This is a genomic window from Streptomyces monticola (assembly GCF_042665355.1).
In the GTDB taxonomy this organism is placed as follows: domain Bacteria; phylum Actinomycetota; class Actinomycetes; order Streptomycetales; family Streptomycetaceae; genus Streptomyces; species Streptomyces monticola.
The window spans coordinates 141,061-158,833 of sequence record NZ_JBHTCF010000002.1; the positions used below are offsets into that span (position 1 = coordinate 141,061).

The window sequence follows — 17,773 nt, forward strand, 5'->3', positions numbered from 1 at the left end:
ACGCGGCGCTACGAACCCAGGAGATCGCGTACGAACGTGTTGCGAAAGGTTCCGGCCGGGTCGAGCTCGCCCGCGAGCGCCGCGAAGTCGGCGAGCCGGGGATAGCGGGCGCGCAGCTCCGCGGGCGCGACGCCGAAGACCTTGCCCCAGTGCGGGCGGGGCGCGAACGGGGCAAGTGCCCGCTCGACGAGCGCGACCACGGGCCGCACCGCCGACGCGTCCGGCACCCACGTGAAGTGGAAGGCGACCGAGTCACGGTCGTGGCAGGGGCTGAGCCACTGGTCGTCGGCGGCGACCGTGCGCACCTCGCAGATCTGCAGCACAGGCGCGAGCGTGTCGCGCACCGCGTCGAGTGCGGCCAAGGCGGCGGTCGCGTCGGCGCGCGGCAGCAGATACTCCGACTGCAGCTCCTTGCCGTTGCTCGGGGTGAACTCGGCCCGGAAGTGCGGCAGTCGCTCATGCCAGGGCCCTGCCGCGCCCAGCTGCGGTGTGCAGTTCTCCGCGGGCATACCCGGCACCGGATGGTGCTGACGGGCGGCGGGATCCGCCCACGGGAAGTCGGAGAACGGCTGGGCGGTGCGGTGCTTGAGCCACACCTGAGTGAAGCGCGGGGCACGCCAGTCCGTGAACAGGCTCACGCTGTACGCGGCCGCGCTCACCGCCGCGAAGTCCAGGTCCACGAGCGGGAGTTCGGTGTGGACGTGCTGGCTGATCTCGAAGGCGGGCTCCAGGTCGAGGGTGAGGGCGGTGACCACGCCGAGGGCGCCGAGGGCGACCACCGCGCCGTCGAAGCCTTCGTCACCACGGTGCAGGGTGCGGGTCTCGCCGTCGGCGGTGACCAGTTCCACGGCGCGCACGGCGGACGACAGGGGGCGATTGGAGTTGCCCGAACCGTGGGTGCCGGTGGCGACCGAGCCGGCCACGGAGATATGGGGGAGCGAGGCCATGTTGGGCAGCGCCAGACCGTGCGCGTGCACCTGACGGGCCAGCTCCGCGTACCGCACGCCGCCGCCGACGCGCACCGTGCGCGCCGCCGGGTCGACGTCCACGGTCTGCGGGAGCGCGGCGAGCGAGAGGAGGGTGCCCTCGGGGCCGTCGGTGTCCGCGATCCGGTTGAAGGAGTGACCGCTGCCGAGGACGCGCACCTGACGGCCGGCCGCGACGAGGGTGCGCAGCTCGTCCAGGGTGCGTGGGCGGTGCGCGTGTGGCGCGGTGAAGGTGATGTTGCCGGCCCAGTTGGTCACGCCCATGCACGCACTCCGTCTTCGTTGTGGGCGCCTGCGGCGGGCTTCTTCCCCGCCCCGCGGGCTGAAAGATCAGCCCCTCCGGCGTTTGAGGAGCGGGGTCTGGGGCGGAGCCCCAGTTGCGGGAAGGGGCGGGACTGGGGATGAAGCCCGCCGCAGGCGCGACGTACCTGTACCTGTATCAGCGTGCCGAGAACTGGTGCACCGTCGCCGACCTGTAGGTCTGCCCGGGGCGCAGCACCGTGGAGGGGAACTCCGGCTGGTTCGGGGAGTCCGGGAAGTGCTGGGTCTCCAGGCACAGGCCGTCGCTCTGCCGGTACACGCGGCCCGCGGTGCCGGTGAGGGTGCCGTCGAGGAAGTTCCCCGAGTAGAACTGCACCCCGGGCTCGGTGGTGGCGATCTTCATCGTGCGCCCCGAGCCCGGGTCGCGCAGCGTGGCGAAGGGCTCGGGGGCGCTGGTGGCGCCCTTGTCGAGGACCCAGTTGTGGTCGTAGCCCTGGCCCGTCACCAGCTGCGGGTGCGCGGTGCGGATGTCCCGGCCGATCGTCTTGGGGCGGCGGAAGTCGAAGGGCGTACCGGACACCGGGGCCAGCTCCCCGGTGGGGATGAGCCCCTTGTCGGTGGGCGTGAACCGCCGGGCGGCGAGGGCGAGTTCATGGTCGAGGACGGTGCCGCTGCCCTCGCCCGCGAGGTTGTAGTAGGTGTGGTTGGTCAGGTTCACCACCGTCGTCTTGTCGGTGGTGGCCTCGTAGTCGATCCGCCAGTCGCCGCGCGCGTCAAGGGTGTACGTGACCTTCACCTTCAGTGTGCCCGGGTAGCCCATCTCGCCGTCCGCGCTGGTGTAGCGCAGGACCAGGCCGACACCGCTCGCGCCGCTGAACGGCTCGACGTCCCACACCCGCTTGTCGAAGCCCTTGGCGCCGCCGTGCAGGCTGTTGTCGCCGTCGTTGACGTCCAGCTGGTACGTGGTGCCTTCGAGGGTGAAGCGGCCCTTGTCGATGCGGTTGCCGTAGCGGCCGATCAGCGCGCCGAAGTAGGTGGTCGCGGTGAGGTAGTCGTCGAGGTTGTCGAAGCCGAGCGACACATTGGTGTACCGGCCGTGGCGGTCGGGGAGTTCGAGGGACTGCACGATCCCGCCGTACGACAGGACCTTCATCCGGGTCCCGCCGTTCTGCAGCGTCCACCGCTCGACCTTCGTGCCGTCGGGCATCCGGCCGAAGAGCTCCTTGGCGGGGGCGGTACGGGTGGGGGTGGCGTGCGCGGCGCCGGTGGCGCTCGCGGTCAGGCCCGCGGCGGCTGCGGCGGCGAGCACGGTGCGTCTGCTGGTTTCCATGTGCGGCTCCAAGTCAGTGTGTTGGTGTAACCGGACAGGGCGGCGCTGCTACCGGCCGACCTTGCGCTTGTTCCAGACGTCGAATCCGACGGCCGCGAGCAGGACGAGCCCCTTGATGACCTGCTGGTAGTCGGTCCCGATGCCGACCAGGGACATACCGTTGTTGAGGACGCCGAGGACCAGGCCGCCGATCACCGCGCCCATCACCGTGCCGACGCCGCCGCTCATGGACGCGCCGCCGATGAACGCCGCGGCGATGGCCTCGAGTTCGAAGTTCAGGCCGGCCTGCGGGGTGCCCGCGTTGAGGCGGGCGGCGTACACACAGCCCGCGAGCGCCGCGAGGACGCCCATGTTCACGAAGACCAGGAACGTGACGCGCTTGTCCTTGACGCCGGACAGCTTGGCCGCGGCCTTGTTGCCGCCCAGGGCGTACACATGGCGGCCGATGACGGCGTTGCGCATCACATAGCCCAGACCGATGAGCAGGACGCACATGATGAGCATCACGACGGGCACGCCGTGGAAGCTGGCCAGGGTGAGGGTGAAGGCGACGACGGCGGCGGTCATGGCGACGCACTTGGTCACCCACAGGTTGGTGGGCAGGACGTCCAGCTCGTACGCCAACTGCCGCTTGCGGTCGCGCCATTCGCGAAGCAGGAGGAAGACCACGGCGACCAGGCCGAGCACGAGCGTCGGGTTGTGGTACTGGGTGTAGGGGCCCATCTCGGGAATGAAGCCCTTGGCGATGTTCTGGAAGCCGTCGGGGAACGGCGCGAGGGACTGGCCCTCAAGGACGATCTGGGTCAGGCCGCGGAAGGCCAGCATCCCGGCGAGCGTCACGATGAACGACGGGATGCCGACATACGCGATGAAGAAGCCCTGCCACGCACCCGCGACCGCGCCGATCAGCAGCGACAGGACGAGCGCGAGCACCCACGGCATATCGTGTTTGACCATCATCACCGCCGACATGGCGCCGACGAAGGCCACCAGTGAGCCGACGGACAGATCGATATGGCCGGCGATGATGACGATCATCATGCCCATGGCCAGGATGAGGATGTAACCGTTCTGCTGGATCAGGTTGGAGACGTTGTTCGGCAGGAGCAGCGTGCCGTCGGTCCAGATCTGGAACAGCACGACGATGAAGGCCAGGGCGACGAGCATGCCGTACTGGCGCATGTTGGACCGCATGGACTGCAGCAGGAGTCCACCGGCCGAGGGCTGAGCGGGTGGCGTGTCCGTCGCGTCCTTGGGAGGTGTGGTCGTGGTGGTCATGGCGGGGCCTCAGCTTCTGGTGATGGTCGTGTCGCGGGTCATCAGGCGCATCAGGGATTCCTGGGTGGCCTCGGCGCGGGTGAGCTCACCGGTGAGCCGGCCCTCGGCCATGGTGTAGATCCGGTCGCACATCCCGAGCAGTTCGGGCAGCTCGGAGGAGATGAACAGGACCGCCTTGCCCTGCGCCGCGAGCTGGTCGATCACGGTGTAGATCTCGTACTTGGCGCCCACGTCGATGCCCCGCGTCGGCTCGTCGAGGATCAGCACCTCGGGGTCCGCGTGGATCCACTTGCTCAGGACGACCTTCTGCTGATTGCCGCCGGAAAGGCGCCCCACCTCCTCGAAGACCGTGGGGGCCTTGATGTTCATGGTCCTGCGGTAGCGCTCCGCCACGGACCGCTCGTGGTGCTCGTCGACGACTCCGCGCTTGGTCATCCCGGTCAGTGAGGCCAGGGAGACATTGCGGTTGATGTTGTCGATGAGGTTGAGGCCGTACTGCTTACGGTCCTCGGTGACATACGCGATGCCGGCCTCGACGGCCGCCGGGACGGTCTTGGTGCGCACCGGGCGCCCGTTCACCGCCACGCTCCCGGACTCGTAGAGCCCGTAGGACCGGCCGAACACCGACATGGCCAGCTCGGTGCGGCCCGCGCCCATGAGCCCGGCGATGCCGACGATCTCACCGCGCCGCACAGTGAGGGACACGTCGTCGACGACCTTGCGCTGGTGGTCGACGGGGTGCCGCACGGTCCACCCGGACACTTCGAGCGCCGTCTCGTGCGCGCCCTCGTACGCCGTGCGCTCGGGGAAGCGGTGGTCGAGGTCGCGCCCGACCATGCCCCGGATGATCCGCTCCTCGCTCAACTCCGGTGCGGCGTCGGCGTGTTCGCGCACGGTGAGGGTCTCGATGGAGCGGCCGTCGCGCAGGATGGTCACCGAGTCGGCGATCTTCCGGATCTCGCCCAGCTTGTGGGAGATGATGATCGAGGCGATGCCCTGCTCGCGCAGCTCCAGGATCAGATCGAGGAGCGTGGCGCTGTCGTCGTCGTTGAGGGCGGCGGTCGGCTCGTCGAGGATCAGCAGGCGCACCTCCTTGGAGAGCGCCTTCGCGATCTCCACGAGCTGCTGCTTGCCGACCCCGATGTCGGCGACCGGTGTCTGCGGGTTCTCGCGCAGACCCACCCGCCTGAGCAGCTCCGAAGCGCGCCGCAGGGTGCCGTTCCAGTCGACGAAACCACGTGCCGCCGTCTGCTCGTTGCCGAGGAAGATGTTCTCGGCGATCGACAAGTACGGGACCAGCGCCAGTTCCTGATGGATGATCACGATGCCGCGCTGCTCGCTGGCCCTGATGTCCTTGAAGGCGACGGGCTCCGCGTCGAAGAGGATCTCCCCGTCGTACGTGCCGTGCGCGTGCACGCCGCTCAGGACCTTCATGAGCGTCGACTTGCCGGCCCCGTTCTCGCCGCAGATGGCGTGGATCTCACCGGGCCTGACGCTGAGCGTGACGTCGGAGAGGGCGCGGACGCCGGGGAAGGTCTTGGTGATGCCCCGCATTTCCAGCAGGGCCGCGGCGGCGCTCACCGGAGCTGTCCCGCCGTGAAGTAGCCTTCGTCCACCAGGAGTTGGGTGTTCTTCTTGTCGATGCTGACGGGCTTGAGCAGATACGACGGCACGACCTTCTTGCCGTTGTCGTAGTCCTTGGTGTTGTTGACCTTCGGCTTCTTGTCGTTGAGCACCGCGTCACCCATCTGCACCGCCTGCGCGGCCAGCTTGCGGGTGTCCTTGAAGACGGTCTGCGTCTGGTCGCCCCGCATGATCGACTTCACCGAGGCCAGCTCGGCGTCCTGCCCGGTGACGACCGGCAGGTCCTTGCCGCTGTAACCGGCGCTCTTCAGCGCGGAGATGATGCCGATCGAGATGCCGTCGTACGGCGACAGGACCGCGTCGACCTTCTGCTCGCCGTAGTTCTTGCTGATCAGGTCGTCCATCCGCTTCTGCGCGGTGCCGCCGTCCCAGCGCAGCGTGGTGGCCTGGTTCATCTTGGTCTGCTTGCTGCGCACCACGAGCTGGCCGCTGTCCAGATACGGCTTGAGAACCTTGATCGCGCCGTTCCAGAAGTACTTGGTGTTGTTGTCGTCGGGGGAGCCCGCGAACAGCTCGACGTTGTAGGACTTGCCGCCCTTCTCGGGCTTCTTCAGGCCGAGGCGGTCCAGGATGTACCGGCCCTGGAGTTCGCCGACCTTCTCGTTGTCGAAGGACGCGTAGTAGTCGACGTTCTCGGTGCCCATGATGAGCCGGTCGTAGGAGATCACGGGGATGCCCGCGTCCTTGGCCCGCTGCAGGACGTCGGTGAGAGCCGAGCCGTCGATGGCGCCGACCACGAGCAGCCGGTGACCCTTGGTGATCATGTTCTCCAGCTGGGCGACCTGGTTCTCGACCTTGTCGTCGCCGTACTGCAGATCGGTCTTGTAGCCCGACTTCTGGAACTGCTTGGCCATGTTCTGGCCGTCGGCTATCCAGCGCTCGGACGACTTGGTGGGCATGGCGATGCCGACGGTGCCGCCCTTGCCGTCGTCCGCCTTGTAGCGGCTGCCGCCCCTGGCCTCCTGGCCGCAGGCGGTGAGGGAGAGCGCGAGCAGGGCGGCGCTCGCCGTGACGAGGAGGGTGCGGGTGTGCCGGGTGCGGTGTGTGCGGGTGGGCTTCATGCGGGGTCAGTCGCCTTCCGGGACGGGGAAACGGCTCAGCTCGCCCGGAAGGCGTGAGCCGAGCGGCGACATGCCGCCGTCCGCGCCGTGCCGGGCCAGGAGGTCGAGGACGAGACGGCCGCGCCTGACCCGCTCACGGGCCGTGGCGAGGGTGTGCTCGCGCAGATGGGCGCCGTACGGGTAGATCCCGGGCGACTTGCTCAGACCGAACTTGAGGTACAGCGGGGCGCCGCGCCGGATGAGCTCGGCCGCCTCGTACATCCGCACATAGCCGCCCAGGTCGTCGGGCGCCTCGATGTACATGTCCATCGGGGCCCGGCTGACCCGGCGGATCTCGGTGAGGTGGTCGAGGGTGAGGTCGGACGGCACGTTGAGGGAGTCGGCGCCCAGGTGCTCGTACACGGAGTATGCGGCCGGGTTGACCGGCCCGGTGAGCGCGGACAGCTTCAGGGTGGTCTCCGCGGGCAGCAGTCCCGAGGCGCGCAGGCGGTGCAGCGTCCACAGCACGCCCTCGTCGGCGACGAGCAGACAGCGCACCCCCAACGCGGCGGCGCGCAGGGCGTCTTCGACGCAGCCGGCGAGCCCGTCGTGGCCACGGGCCCGCAGGCCTGCGCCGCCGGAGTCGCTGCGCGTCGACCCGCCGATGTCCCAGGTGCCGCGCGGCCCGGTGAACAGACACAGCTCGATGTCCCGCTCGGCGCAGGCCTCGACCATGTCGGTGATCTCGTCGTCGGTGAGCATCCAGACGCCGCTGCCCTGGCTGATCCGGTGGATCGGCAGATCGAGGCGCGCGCTCTCCTTGAGCACCACGGACAGGGCCTCGGGCCCCTCCACGGAAGGGATCTCGGTACGCCAGGTGCCGCCGTCGGGAAACGCGTGCGGTGAGGCGTCGTCGGGGTCGACCCGGGGCGTGGGATGGCCGATACGGGCCAGGGCATCGGCGCCGGGACGACGGGGTTCTGACGGGGCGGTCACTGGACTCCCAGGTTTGTTCGGTATTTCGGACATCGGTCGGATCGATGGGGAAAAATTCAGCCCGTCCGGCGTTTGAGGACGAGCCCGGAGGGCGGTCGGCGGGTCGGCGGGTCGGCGGGTCGGCGGTGCCGATCGCCATCCGGACGCACCCCCCTAGGGACGTAGAAGCACCTTGCCGGTCTTCGGATCGCCCCCGCCCACCAGCGCGATGGCATCGGTGAACCGCTCGAGCGGAAACTCATGGGTGATCAACGGCCCGGGATCGAGCAGGCCGAGGCCGAACGCCCGGACCGCGTCGGTCCAGGCCGATGACGGCGCGCCGAACACGCTGCGGATCTCCAGCTGGCTCAGCGACAGATGCACCGGATCGATCCCGGCCGCGCCCGGAGTGAACATGCCGGTCAGGACGACCCGGCCGCCCCTGCGGGCGAGGAGAGGGGAGGACGCCGCCGTGGACGGGGCGCCCGCGGTCTCCACCACGAGGTCGAAACGGCCGCTCAGTTCACCCGCATCCGCCGGTGAACAGTGGCCGCTCGCGCCGAAGGCGAGGGCCTGCTCGCCGCGTGCGGCGCGCGGGTCGATCACCGTCAGCTCGGCAGGGGAGGCCGCGGCGAGCAGCTGCACCGCGAGCAGCCCGAGGGTGCCCGCGCCGACCACCGCGATCCGCTCGCCGGGGCGCGGTCGGCCGGCCCGTACCGCCGCGGCGATCACCGCGGAGGGTTCGAGCAGGGCCGCCGCGCGCAGATCGGCGTCGTCGGCCAGGGGGTGCAACAGCCGGGCGGGCACGGTGAGATGGTCGGCGAACGCGCCCGGCTCGGTGAAGCCGGTCTCCGCGTAGCCGCCGGTGCACAGACTGGTCTCACCGCACCGGCAGCGCTCGCACGTGCCGCAGGCCCGAAAGCCCTCCGCGACGGTCTTGCGTCCCACGAGAGCGGGGTCGACGCCGTCGCCTGCCGCCGTGACGGTCCCCGACCACTCGTGTCCGGGCACCACCGGGTAGCGCACATACGCCGCGTCGCGGTGGCCGTCGTACACCTCGCGGTCGCTCATACAGATCCCGGCCGCCGCGACCCGCACCAGGACCTCGCCGGGCCCCGGCTCGGGCACGGGCCCGTCGGCCAGGCGATGCGCCCCCGGCCGGTCGACGACGAGGGAGCGGCTCACTTCGGGGACCTCTGCTCCCAGCCCTCGGCCCACAGGTCGAACCGGGCCCGCTGCTGCGGGAATTCGGCCGCCGCGTCCACATCGAGCTCGACACCCAGGCCGGGCGCGTGCGAGACCTCGAAGCAGCCCGTCTCCGGGTCGACCCGGGGCGCGCCCTTGACGACCTTCTTGATCTCGGCGTCGGCGAAGTCGTTGAAGTGTTCCAGGATCTTGAAGTTGGGGGTGCAGGCGGCCAGTTGGAGCGAGGCCGCGGTGAGCACCGAACCGCCGACGTTGTGCGGCGCCACCAGCATGTAGTGGGTCTCGGCGGTGGCCGCGAGCTTACGGGTCTCCAGGATGCCGCCGATATGGCCGAGGTCGGGCTGGATGATGTCGACGGCCTGGGACTCGAAGAGCTCACGGAACTCGATCCGGTCGTGGATCCGCTCACCGGTCGCGACCGGCATGTCCACCTTGGCGGCCACCTTCTCCAGGGCCTTGAGGTTCTCCGGCGGCACCGGCTCCTCCAGCCACGCGGGCCTGAACGGCGCCAGCTCGTGGGCCAGGCGCACCGCCGTGGAGGGGCTGAACCGGCCGTGCATCTCCAGCATCAGCTCGGCCTCGGGCCCGATGGCGTCGCGCACCGCCTCGATCAACGACACGGCGTACAGGCTCTGTTCGTGGTCGAGCTCGAAGTGCCCGGTCCCGAACGGGTCGATCTTCAGCGCGCGGTAGCCGCGCGCCATGACCTCCTGGGCGGCCTTGTGGTAAGCCTCGGGCGTCCGCTCGGTGGTGTACCAGCCGTTGGCGTACGCCTTGACCCGGTCGGTCACCTTGCCGCCGAGCAGCTGCCACACCGGTACGCCGAGCGCCTTGCCCTTGATGTCCCAGCAGGCCATCTCGATGACGGCGATACCGGACATGACGATCTCGCCGGCCCGGCCGTAGTCGCCGTACTTCATGCGGCGGACGAGATCCTCCACCGCGAACGGGTCGGAGCCCGCTATGTGATTGGCCTCCGCCTCGCGGAGATAGCCGATCAGGGCATCGGTGTGGCCGAGCATGCGGGTCTCGCCGACTCCCGTGAGACCCTCGTCGGTGTGGACCAGTACGTAGGTGAGATTGCGCCAGGGCGTCCCGACGACATGAGTGCTGATTCCCGTGATGCGCACGGTGGTTGCCCCTGAAGTCCGTTGAAGTGCATCGAGCGCGTTCGAGATTTCGTCACACGTTCGAAATGTTGGCGTGACCGTAATCAGCCCCCGCAGGGGGTGTCAATGGGTCGCGCAAGGCCGGATTTCGAGGGACCATTGCCCGGCGAACAGAGCTGTGGCTAGCCTATGTTCGTGATACCGGTCGTTGGCCGGAGTTTCGAACGAGGGTGGGTGAGGGAAATGGGGCGTCTTGTCCCGGCGGTGACCAGGTCACTGGACATACTCGAACTGTTCCTTGAGGGCGACGGCACCCTCTCGGCGCCGGACATCACCCGCAAGCTGCAGCTGCCGCGCACGACGGTGCACGAGCTGGTGACCACGCTCGCCGCCCGCAACTACCTGGTGCCGCTGCCCGATCAGCCGGGCCGCTACCGCCTCGGCGTGCGCACCTACCAGCTCGGCAGCCGCTATGAGGAACAGCTCGACCTCGCCGCCGAGGGCAAGGACGTGGCCCGCCAGGTCGCCGAGACCTGCGACGAGACGGTGCACGTGGCGATCCTTGAGGACATGGACGTCATCTATATCGCCAAGGTCGACTCCACCCACGCCGTCCGTATGGTCTCCGCCGCCGGGCGCAGGCTGCCCGCGCACTGCACCTCCGTCGGCAAGATGCTCCTCGCGGCGCTGCCCGCCGAGGAGTTGGACATCCGGATCGAGGAAGAGGGCGAGCTCGCCGCCCTGACGCACAACAGCATCACGGACCCCGACGCGCTGCGCGCCGCCCTCGCCGAGATCCGCGAGCGCGGTGTCGCCACCGAGCACCGCGAGTCCAACCCGGACGTCAGCTGTGTCGCCGCCCCTGTGCGCGACAGCGCGGGCCGGATCGTCGCCGCCCTGTCGATCTCCGTGCCGATGATCCGCTGGAGCGAGGAGCGCGAGGACGAACTCTCCGAGCTCGCGGGCAAGGGCGCCGCCGACCTCTCCGTGCGGCTCGGCTACCGCGGCGGCACGCGGTGAGGGCCGAGGCCGCGGTCCGCGCGGAGGCCGAACTCGGCGAGGGCCCCACCTGGGACCCGGTGGCCGGCCGGCTCATCTGGGTCGACATCCTCGGCTCCCGCGTCCACACGTACGACCCGGCGAGCGGGCGGCGCACGATCATGGCCACCGAACAGCACGTCGGCGCGGCCAAGCCCCGCGCGGGCGGCGGCCTGGTCGTCAACCTCCGCGACGGCATCGGGCTCTACGACCCGCAGGGCGCCTTCTCCTGGCTGGTGCGCGACCCCGTCCCCGGCCGCCGGGGCAACGACGCGGCGGTGGCCCCCGACGGCACCCTGTGGGCGGGCACCATGCGCTATGACGAAGCACCCGGCGGCGGCAGCCTCACCCGCTTCGCGCCCGACGGCGCGACGACGGAGATCTTCGGCTCGGTCGCCGTCAGCAACGGCACGGCCTGGAGCCCCGACGGCGAGCTGCTCTACTACATCGACAGCCCCACACGCCGTATCGACGTATGCCGCATGGACGGCCAACTCCCGTCCGATCGGCGGCCGTTGGTGACCATCGAGGAGGGTGCGGGCTTCCCCGACGGCCTGACCGTCGACGCCGAAGGCTGTGTCTGGGTCGCCCTCTGGGACGGCGCCCAGGTCCGCCGCTACACCCCGCGCGGCGACCTCGACCGGATCGTGGAACTGCCCGTACCGCGCCCCACGGCCTGCGCCTTCGGCGGCCGGGACCTGCGCGACCTCTACATCACGACGGCCCGCGTCGGCCTGGAACGGCCCCACCCGCTGTCCGGTTCGGTACTGGTCCTGCCGGACGCGGGACAGGGGCTGCGGGGGACGGCGTTCGCGGGGTGACCCTGACGGCGTTCGCGGGGTGAGCCCCGGACGGCGGGCGCCTCAGGAGGAGGGCTTCTCCACACTGGCGAAGTGCCGCTCCACGTCCGCCTCTTCGACGGCTCCCAGAGTGCTCGGCGACCAACGGGGCCTGCGGTCCTTGTCGATGACCTGAGCGCGGACGCCCTCCGGCAGATCGGGGCCGGCGAGTGCCGCGCACGAGACGCGGTACTCCTGCTCAAGTGCCTCATCGAGGGAGGCGAGCCGCCGCGCCCGGCGCAGCGCGCGCAGGGTGACCTTCACAGCGGTGGGGGAGTGGCCGAGGATGCGCTCCGCGGCCTCCTTCGCGGCCGGTACACCCGAGTCCGTCAGACGCCGCACGATCTCCTCGGCGGTGTCGGCGGCGTAGCAGGAGTCGATCCACTCCCGCTGCCCGGTGAGCGCTCCGGCGGGCGGGGCCTGCGCGAAGTCCCGTACGGCATCGGCCGGTCCGGCGGTGGAAAGGGCCGCGGCGAAGTCGGCGAGACGGGCCTGCGGCACGTAGTGGTCGGCGAACCCGCACGCCAGGGCGTCGCCCGCTCCCATCGCGTCCGCTGTCAGCGCGAGATGGGTGCCGAGCTCTCCGGGAGCGCGGCTCAGCAGCCAGGTGCCGCCGACGTCCGGAACGAAGCCGATGCCGACCTCGGGCATGGCCACGCGCGAACGCTCCGTGACGACCCGCACGCCGCCGTGCGCGGACACCCCGACGCCGCCGCCCATCACGATGCCGTCCATGAGGGCGACATACGGCTTGGGGTAGGCGGCGATCCGGGCGTTGAGCCGGTACTCGTCCCACCAGAAGGCACGGGCCGCCGAGCGGTCCCCGAGCGCGGACTCCCGCATGAACCGGATGTCGCCCCCGGCGCAGAGGCCGCGCTCGCCCGCGCCCTCGATGACCACCACGGCCACCTCGTCGTCGTGCTCCCACCGCCCGAGCGCCTCGTCGACGAGGCGCACCATCTCGTGGGTGAGGGAGTTCAGGGCCCGGGGCCGGTTGAGGGTGATACGGCCGGCGTGGCCGTCCTTGCGCAGCAGCACCGGGGAGTCGGCGGCGGGCTGAGACTGCATGTGCGTATCCGTTTCCGTGCGCGGGCATGGCGTGATGTTTACGTGACGTGGAAGATCTTCTCAGGGGGCCTGTCGGGCCTCAGTAATGCGTGCCCATCGCCTCCCGCACCTGCGCGAGCGTCTCATCGGCCAGGGCATCGGCGCGCTCGTTGCCCGCCCGCAGCACCTTGCGTACGTAGGCCAGATCCTGCGCGTAGGCGGCCCGGCGGGCCCGCAGCGGCGCGAGGTGTTCGTTGACCGCCTCGGTCACGGTGCGCTTCAGGGCCGCCGCGCCGCCGTCGCCGATCTCCGCCGCCACCGCGTGCGGATCGCGGTCCTGGCAGAGCGCGGCGAGCAGGACCAGGCTCGACACTTCGGGACGGTGCTCGGGGTCGTACGTGATGTGCCGCTCGGCATCCGTTCTGGCGCCCTTGATCCGTCGGGCCGTTTCGTCGGCGGTGTCGGCCAGGGCGATGGCGTTGCCGCGCGACTTGCTCATCTTCGTGCCGTCGGTGCCGAGCAGCAGCGGTGCCTGGGACAGGAGCGCCTGCGGCTCGGGGAAGACGGCGCCGTAGCGCTCGTTGAAGCGCCGGGCGACGGTGCGGCTGACCTCCAGGTGCGGCAGCTGGTCCTGGCCCACGGGCACCACATTGGCCTTGCAGAAGAGGATGTCGCAGGCCTGGTGCACGGGATAGGTGAACATCAGGCCGCTGACGGAGGCCTGCCGCGAGTGGGCGATCTCGTCCTTGACCGTGGGATTGCGGCCCAGCTCCGCCACGGACACCAAAGACAGGAAGGGCAGCATCAGCTGGTTGAGGGCGGGCAGCGCGCTGTGCGCGAAGACGGTGGCACGCTCGGGGTCGATACCGCAGGCCAGATAGTCCAGGACCAGGTCCTCGACATGCTCCCCGAGCCGGTCGGCGACATCACGGTCGGTGAGCACCTGGTAGTCGGCGACGATCACGAAGGTGTCGACGCCCAGGTCCTGCAGACGTACCCGGTTACGCAGCGTGCCGAAGTAGTGGCCGAGGTGAAGGCGGCCCGTGGGACGGTCGCCGGTGAGCATCCGGAAGCTCCCGGGATCGCGCAGCAGCTGCGCATCGAGGCCCGTGGTGCTCGTTTCGGTGGTCATGGCTCTCCTGCTGTCGGATCAGGGGCTCGTCGTCGCCGGACGGCCGCGATCCGGGTGGCGGGAGCGCATGAGAAACGGGCCGTCCGAAGTCGAACGGCCCGTGGGGTATGCCTTGGGGGTGGCCGCTCTACGGAGAGCGCCACCAGCACAGACAAGGCGTACAGGTCATGGAGTTCAGGATAGCCGCGGTGCCCGGGGGCGCTCCAGGGACTTTCGCCCCCGGCCCGCGCCCCCGGGCCCGCTGCGGCTACGAGCCGGACGGCACCACCCGCACATCGGCGGCGCGCACGAACGCCACCCGGTGGCCGAACTGGATCTCGTAGTACGTGTCCTTGCCGCGCACCACCTGGTGGTCGGAGGTGTCGAAGGTCGTCGCGTAGTAGTACTCGCCGGCCACCTTGCCGCCGGTCGCGTACTTCTGCCCCTTGGGCAGCCTGTACGGGAGCGTGATGACCGGCTGCGGCTTGATGCCCGCGGGGTAGGCCTCCTTCTCCGGGTACGCCCGGCCGTACACCGGGATGTCGTCGGCGCCGGACTTGGGCGTGACCGTCAGGCCCTTCGCGTCGAGTGCCGTCGGCTGCTTCTTCGGGTTCTTGAACCAGGCCTTCTGGCCCAGGTACCAGACGGCCGTCCAGTCGCCCTTGCGCTCGGCGACCGCGTACTGCTGACCCGTGGAGAGCCGTGAGCCGAGGTCGTTGACGCCGATGGTGGAGTCACCGCCGCCCGGACGCAGACCGATGTCCTTGACCAGCGGGGCGTCGTCGCTGGGCGCGGTGTGCACGCGGACCGCGCTCGAACCGTGCGCGGGGCACTTCTCGCCCGGCTTGGCGCAGCCCGTGAACTCCGGGCTGTGCCTGGCGTATCGGGGCGCCACCGTCACAAGCCCGCCGGACGGTCCCGCCGTCGGCTTGAAGGGCTTGCCCATCAGCGTGAAGTAGTGCTGCCAGTCCCAGTACGGGCCCGGGTCGGTGTGCATACCCGGGATCGTCGCCGGCGTCGTGCCCGGCACCGTGTCATGGCCGAGGATGTGCTGCCGGTCGAGCGGGATGCCGTAGCGCTTGGCGAGGTACTTCACCAGGCGCGCCGACGAGCGGTACATCGCCTCCGTGTACCAGGCGTCCGGCCGGGCCAGGAAACCCTCGTGCTCCAGGCCGACCGACTTGGAGTTCACGGCCCAGTTGCCCGCGTGCCAGCCGACGTCCTTGAGGTTCAGATGCTGGGCGATATGGCCGTCGGTGGAGCGCAGCGTGTACTGCCACGACACGTACTCCGGGTCCTGCACCAGCTTCAGGGCGGTGTCCCAGGTGCCCTCCGTGTCGTGCACCACGATGTACTCGATCTTCTGGTCCTTGGGCCGGTTCGCCTTGTCGTGGTTGCCGTAGTCCTTGTCGCCGAACTCCTCGTACGGCGCCGGAATCCACTCGCACGACACCGTCTCGGGGCAGTCCGTCTCCCCGGCCGCGGCCCGGCGCAGACCCAGCTTCTCCAGCTGCGCGGCGTCCGGCTCAAGGGCCGGGGCGCCGGCGAGGGTGACGTGCTGGCCCGCGTCCGTGGTGCGGGTCTGGCCGTCGCGGATGACGGCGAACACCTCGTTCGCGTACGCCGCCGCCGTGGCCCGGTCGTCGGCGCCGGAGAACTTCGCGACGGCGCCGTACCAGTCCGCGGGATCGTTACTGGCGACGCCGCGTCCTGACTCCTTCTGGGCGGCGGCGAGCAGCGCCGCCCCGCCGCGGACGTTGGCCGCCGGGTCGGTGCGCAGCTCGTCGGGGCTCAGACCGGTCAGCTCCGCGGCCTTCGGCAGGGTCTTGAGCCGCTCGGGCAGCTGGGCCGCCTTCGGGACCCCGGCCTCCGGCACCCGGGCGGGGCGCGCGGTGTCGCCGCGCGGGTCCTCGTCGCCGTGGCTGTGGTGCGGGGCCTCGGCGAGTGCGGTGCGGGCGTCGGTCAGATGCATCGGGCCGTAGCCGCCGCTGACACTCGGGGCGCCGGCGTGGGCGTCCCAGCGGGACTGCAGATAGGAGACACCGAGCAGCACGCTCTGCGGCACCCGGTATTCGGCGGCCGCGGTCGCGAAGGCGCTCTGCAGCCGTGCGGACGGGGCGAGTTGGGCTTCAGTCGACGGTGCCGCGGCGAGCAGGGGCAGCAGCAGGGCGGCCGATGCCACGGCACCCGACGTCCTGTACAGGCGTCTGCGCACGGTCATATCTCTGGCAAGGGCGGACCTTCGCAATGCAGCCTCCCGGGGCGTGTGGGCGCGATGGGGCGTGCGGTGCCGAACGTGCGTTCAGTGGTATCGGCTCTCCGACGATCCGTCAATCATGCCTACACCACCGGGATTTCCCATGTCAGGACGGTTCCCGGCGGGTTTCCCCGGTGCAGGTCCGCCCGCCTGCGCCGCGTCAGTGGAGTGGACCACTGAACGCCGCTGAGCAGCGGGAACACAGCGGACCCGGGTCCCGCCCCGCGGGCGGTCGAGGTCAGCCCGCGGCGCCCGAAAGGGCCCGGTCCACCTGTTCGGGGGAGAGGGCGTGCTCGATGGCGAGGATGCCCGCGCCGATGGCCGCCGCGTTCTCGCCGGTACGGCTCGGCTCGATCCGCAGCACATGGGTGGACAGCGGATGCGAGCGCCGGTACACGGCCTCGCGTACCCCGGCGAGGAGTTGGTCGTGCACGGCGGCCATGGCGCCGCCGAGCACCACCGTGTCGGGGTTGAAGAAGTTCACCAGGCCGGCCAGGACCTCGCCGACGGCGCGGCCCGCCTCGCGGACCATGCGCACCGCGTCCCGGTTCCCGGACTTCACCAGGCGCACGACATCACTGCCCGAGGCCGCGTCGAGACCGAGCTCCGCGAGACGCCTGGCCAGGGCCGCGCCGCCCGCCACCGCCTCCAGGCAGCCGGAGTTGCCGCAGCGGCACGGCGCCTCCTCGTCGCCGACCCGGATATGGCCGATGTCCCCGGCGCTGCCCTGCGCCCCCCGGTGCAGCCGGCCGTCCGCGACGATGCCGCAGCCGATGCCCGTACCGACCTTGATGTACAGCAGATAGCGGGTGTCCGGAAAGGCGCGGCGCTGCTCGGCCAGAGCCATCACGTTCACGTCGTTGTCGACCAGGGCGCGGGCGCCGAAGCGGCCCGCGAAGAACTCCGGGATGGGGTACTGGTGCCAGCCCGGCATGATCGGCGGGTCCACGGGGCGCCCCGTGGAGAACTCGACAGGACCTGGCACGCCCACGCCGATCGACTGCAGGCTGTGGCGCTCACGGCCCGCCTCCTTCAGCAGGGCGTTCAGGGTGCGCTCCACATGGCCGAGCACCGCCTGCGGGCCGTCCGCGATGGACAGCGGGTCCTCGCGCAGGGCCAGGGTCGCGCCGCCGATGTCAAGGAGGGCGACCCGGCAGTGCGAAGCGCCCAAGTCGACGCCGGCGACGGCGTGTTCACGGGTACGGAGGCGAAGGCGGCGCGGCGGGCGGCCGCCGGTGGAGCCGCCGTCGGCGTTGTCCTCGTCGACGAAGCCGTGCGCGATCAGGGCGTCGACGCGCTGCGACGCCGTGGAGCGGGCCAGGCCGGTGAGCCGGGAGATGTCGGCGCGGGTCGACGCGGCGCCGGTACGGATCAGGGCGAGCACCTCGCCGGACGAATGCGGTGTGGACCCCGCGCCCGGGCCCGCACCCGGGCCCGCACCCGGGCCCGCACTCGTGCCAGTACCCGCACCAGTACCCGCACCCGGCGGAAATATCGCCTGCTCCGACGCTGAGGACATGCCCGCAACCTTAGGGACGACTTCTGCTGCTCACAAGGCCGATCCTGTTCGGTCATCGGCATAAGTACCCGTCAGTTCCCTTGTGAAGAAGGGTGCTTGAACCCTTGACAGGGCAAAGCGGTGCCAGGACATT

Annotated in this window: 14 protein-coding genes; 2 read left to right on the plus strand and 12 right to left on the minus strand. The window is 70.5% G+C overall.

Annotated elements, in window-relative coordinates; genetic code table 11:
- Positions 1-8: 8 nt before the first annotated feature.
- The 8 genes from ACFQVC_RS06075 to ACFQVC_RS06110 form a co-directional block, all read right to left on the minus strand.
- Entirely contained in the window at positions 9-1,250 is a 1,242-nt protein-coding gene (locus ACFQVC_RS06075) for an FAD-binding protein (protein WP_381827326.1), read from the minus strand.
- 175 nt (positions 1,251-1,425) lie between these two features.
- A complete protein-coding gene (locus ACFQVC_RS06080) occupies positions 1,426-2,577 on the minus strand; it encodes an aldose epimerase family protein (RefSeq protein ID WP_381827328.1) in 1,152 nt (383 codons plus the stop codon).
- 48 nt (positions 2,578-2,625) lie between these two features.
- Positions 2,626-3,855, minus strand: a complete 1,230-nt coding sequence (gene mmsB / locus ACFQVC_RS06085) for a multiple monosaccharide ABC transporter permease (RefSeq protein WP_381827330.1) — start codon at positions 3,853-3,855, stop codon at positions 2,626-2,628.
- 9 nt (positions 3,856-3,864) lie between these two features.
- Positions 3,865-5,409 carry a multiple monosaccharide ABC transporter ATP-binding protein gene (gene mmsA, locus ACFQVC_RS06090; RefSeq protein ID WP_381828258.1) on the minus strand — a complete coding sequence of 515 codons (1,545 nt, stop codon included), beginning with the start codon at positions 5,407-5,409 and terminating at the stop codon, positions 3,865-3,867.
- Between the two features lie 23 nt (positions 5,410-5,432).
- Positions 5,433-6,560 (minus strand): multiple monosaccharide ABC transporter substrate-binding protein, encoded by a 1,128-nt coding sequence (gene chvE, locus ACFQVC_RS06095; RefSeq protein ID WP_381827332.1) that lies wholly within the window; start codon positions 6,558-6,560, stop codon positions 5,433-5,435.
- A 6-nt stretch (positions 6,561-6,566) separates the two neighbouring features.
- Positions 6,567-7,535 (minus strand): hypothetical protein, encoded by a 969-nt coding sequence (locus ACFQVC_RS06100; RefSeq protein WP_381827334.1) that lies wholly within the window; start codon positions 7,533-7,535, stop codon positions 6,567-6,569.
- 153 nt (positions 7,536-7,688) lie between these two features.
- Entirely contained in the window at positions 7,689-8,699 is a 1,011-nt protein-coding gene (locus ACFQVC_RS06105; protein ID WP_381827336.1) for a zinc-dependent alcohol dehydrogenase, read from the minus strand.
- On the minus strand, positions 8,696-9,850 hold the full coding sequence (locus ACFQVC_RS06110; RefSeq protein WP_381827338.1) for a mandelate racemase/muconate lactonizing enzyme family protein: 1,155 nt from the start codon (positions 9,848-9,850) through the stop codon (positions 8,696-8,698). The genes ACFQVC_RS06105 and ACFQVC_RS06110 overlap by 4 nt, the downstream gene beginning before the upstream one ends.
- Positions 9,851-10,072: 222 nt before the next feature.
- On the opposite strand from ACFQVC_RS06110, the gene ACFQVC_RS06115 reads away from it, so the two are divergent.
- A complete protein-coding gene (locus ACFQVC_RS06115; protein ID WP_381827340.1) occupies positions 10,073-10,849 on the plus strand; it encodes an IclR family transcriptional regulator in 777 nt (258 codons plus the stop codon).
- Positions 10,846-11,688, plus strand: coding sequence for an SMP-30/gluconolactonase/LRE family protein (locus tag ACFQVC_RS06120; RefSeq protein ID WP_381827342.1), 843 nt, complete (start codon positions 10,846-10,848; stop codon positions 11,686-11,688). The genes ACFQVC_RS06115 and ACFQVC_RS06120 overlap by 4 nt, the downstream gene beginning before the upstream one ends.
- 42 nt (positions 11,689-11,730) lie before the next feature.
- Here the strand turns inward: ACFQVC_RS06120 and ACFQVC_RS06125 are convergent, their stop codons facing one another.
- From ACFQVC_RS06125 to ACFQVC_RS06140, 4 genes are all read right to left on the minus strand, one after another.
- Positions 11,731-12,774, minus strand: coding sequence for an enoyl-CoA hydratase/isomerase family protein (locus ACFQVC_RS06125; protein ID WP_381827344.1), 1,044 nt, complete (start codon positions 12,772-12,774; stop codon positions 11,731-11,733).
- Positions 12,775-12,853: 79 nt separating this feature from the next.
- Entirely contained in the window at positions 12,854-13,885 is a 1,032-nt protein-coding gene (trpS, locus tag ACFQVC_RS06130; protein ID WP_381827346.1) for a tryptophan--tRNA ligase, read from the minus strand.
- Between the two features lie 247 nt (positions 13,886-14,132).
- Entirely contained in the window at positions 14,133-16,085 is a 1,953-nt protein-coding gene (locus tag ACFQVC_RS06135) for an N-acetylmuramoyl-L-alanine amidase (RefSeq protein ID WP_381827348.1), read from the minus strand.
- A gap of 274 nt (positions 16,086-16,359) precedes the next feature.
- The gene (locus ACFQVC_RS06140) at positions 16,360-17,640 is read right to left on the minus strand and encodes an ROK family transcriptional regulator (protein WP_381827350.1); all 1,281 of its coding nucleotides are present in this window, start codon (positions 17,638-17,640) and stop codon (positions 16,360-16,362) included.
- Positions 17,641-17,773 lie beyond the last annotated feature (133 nt).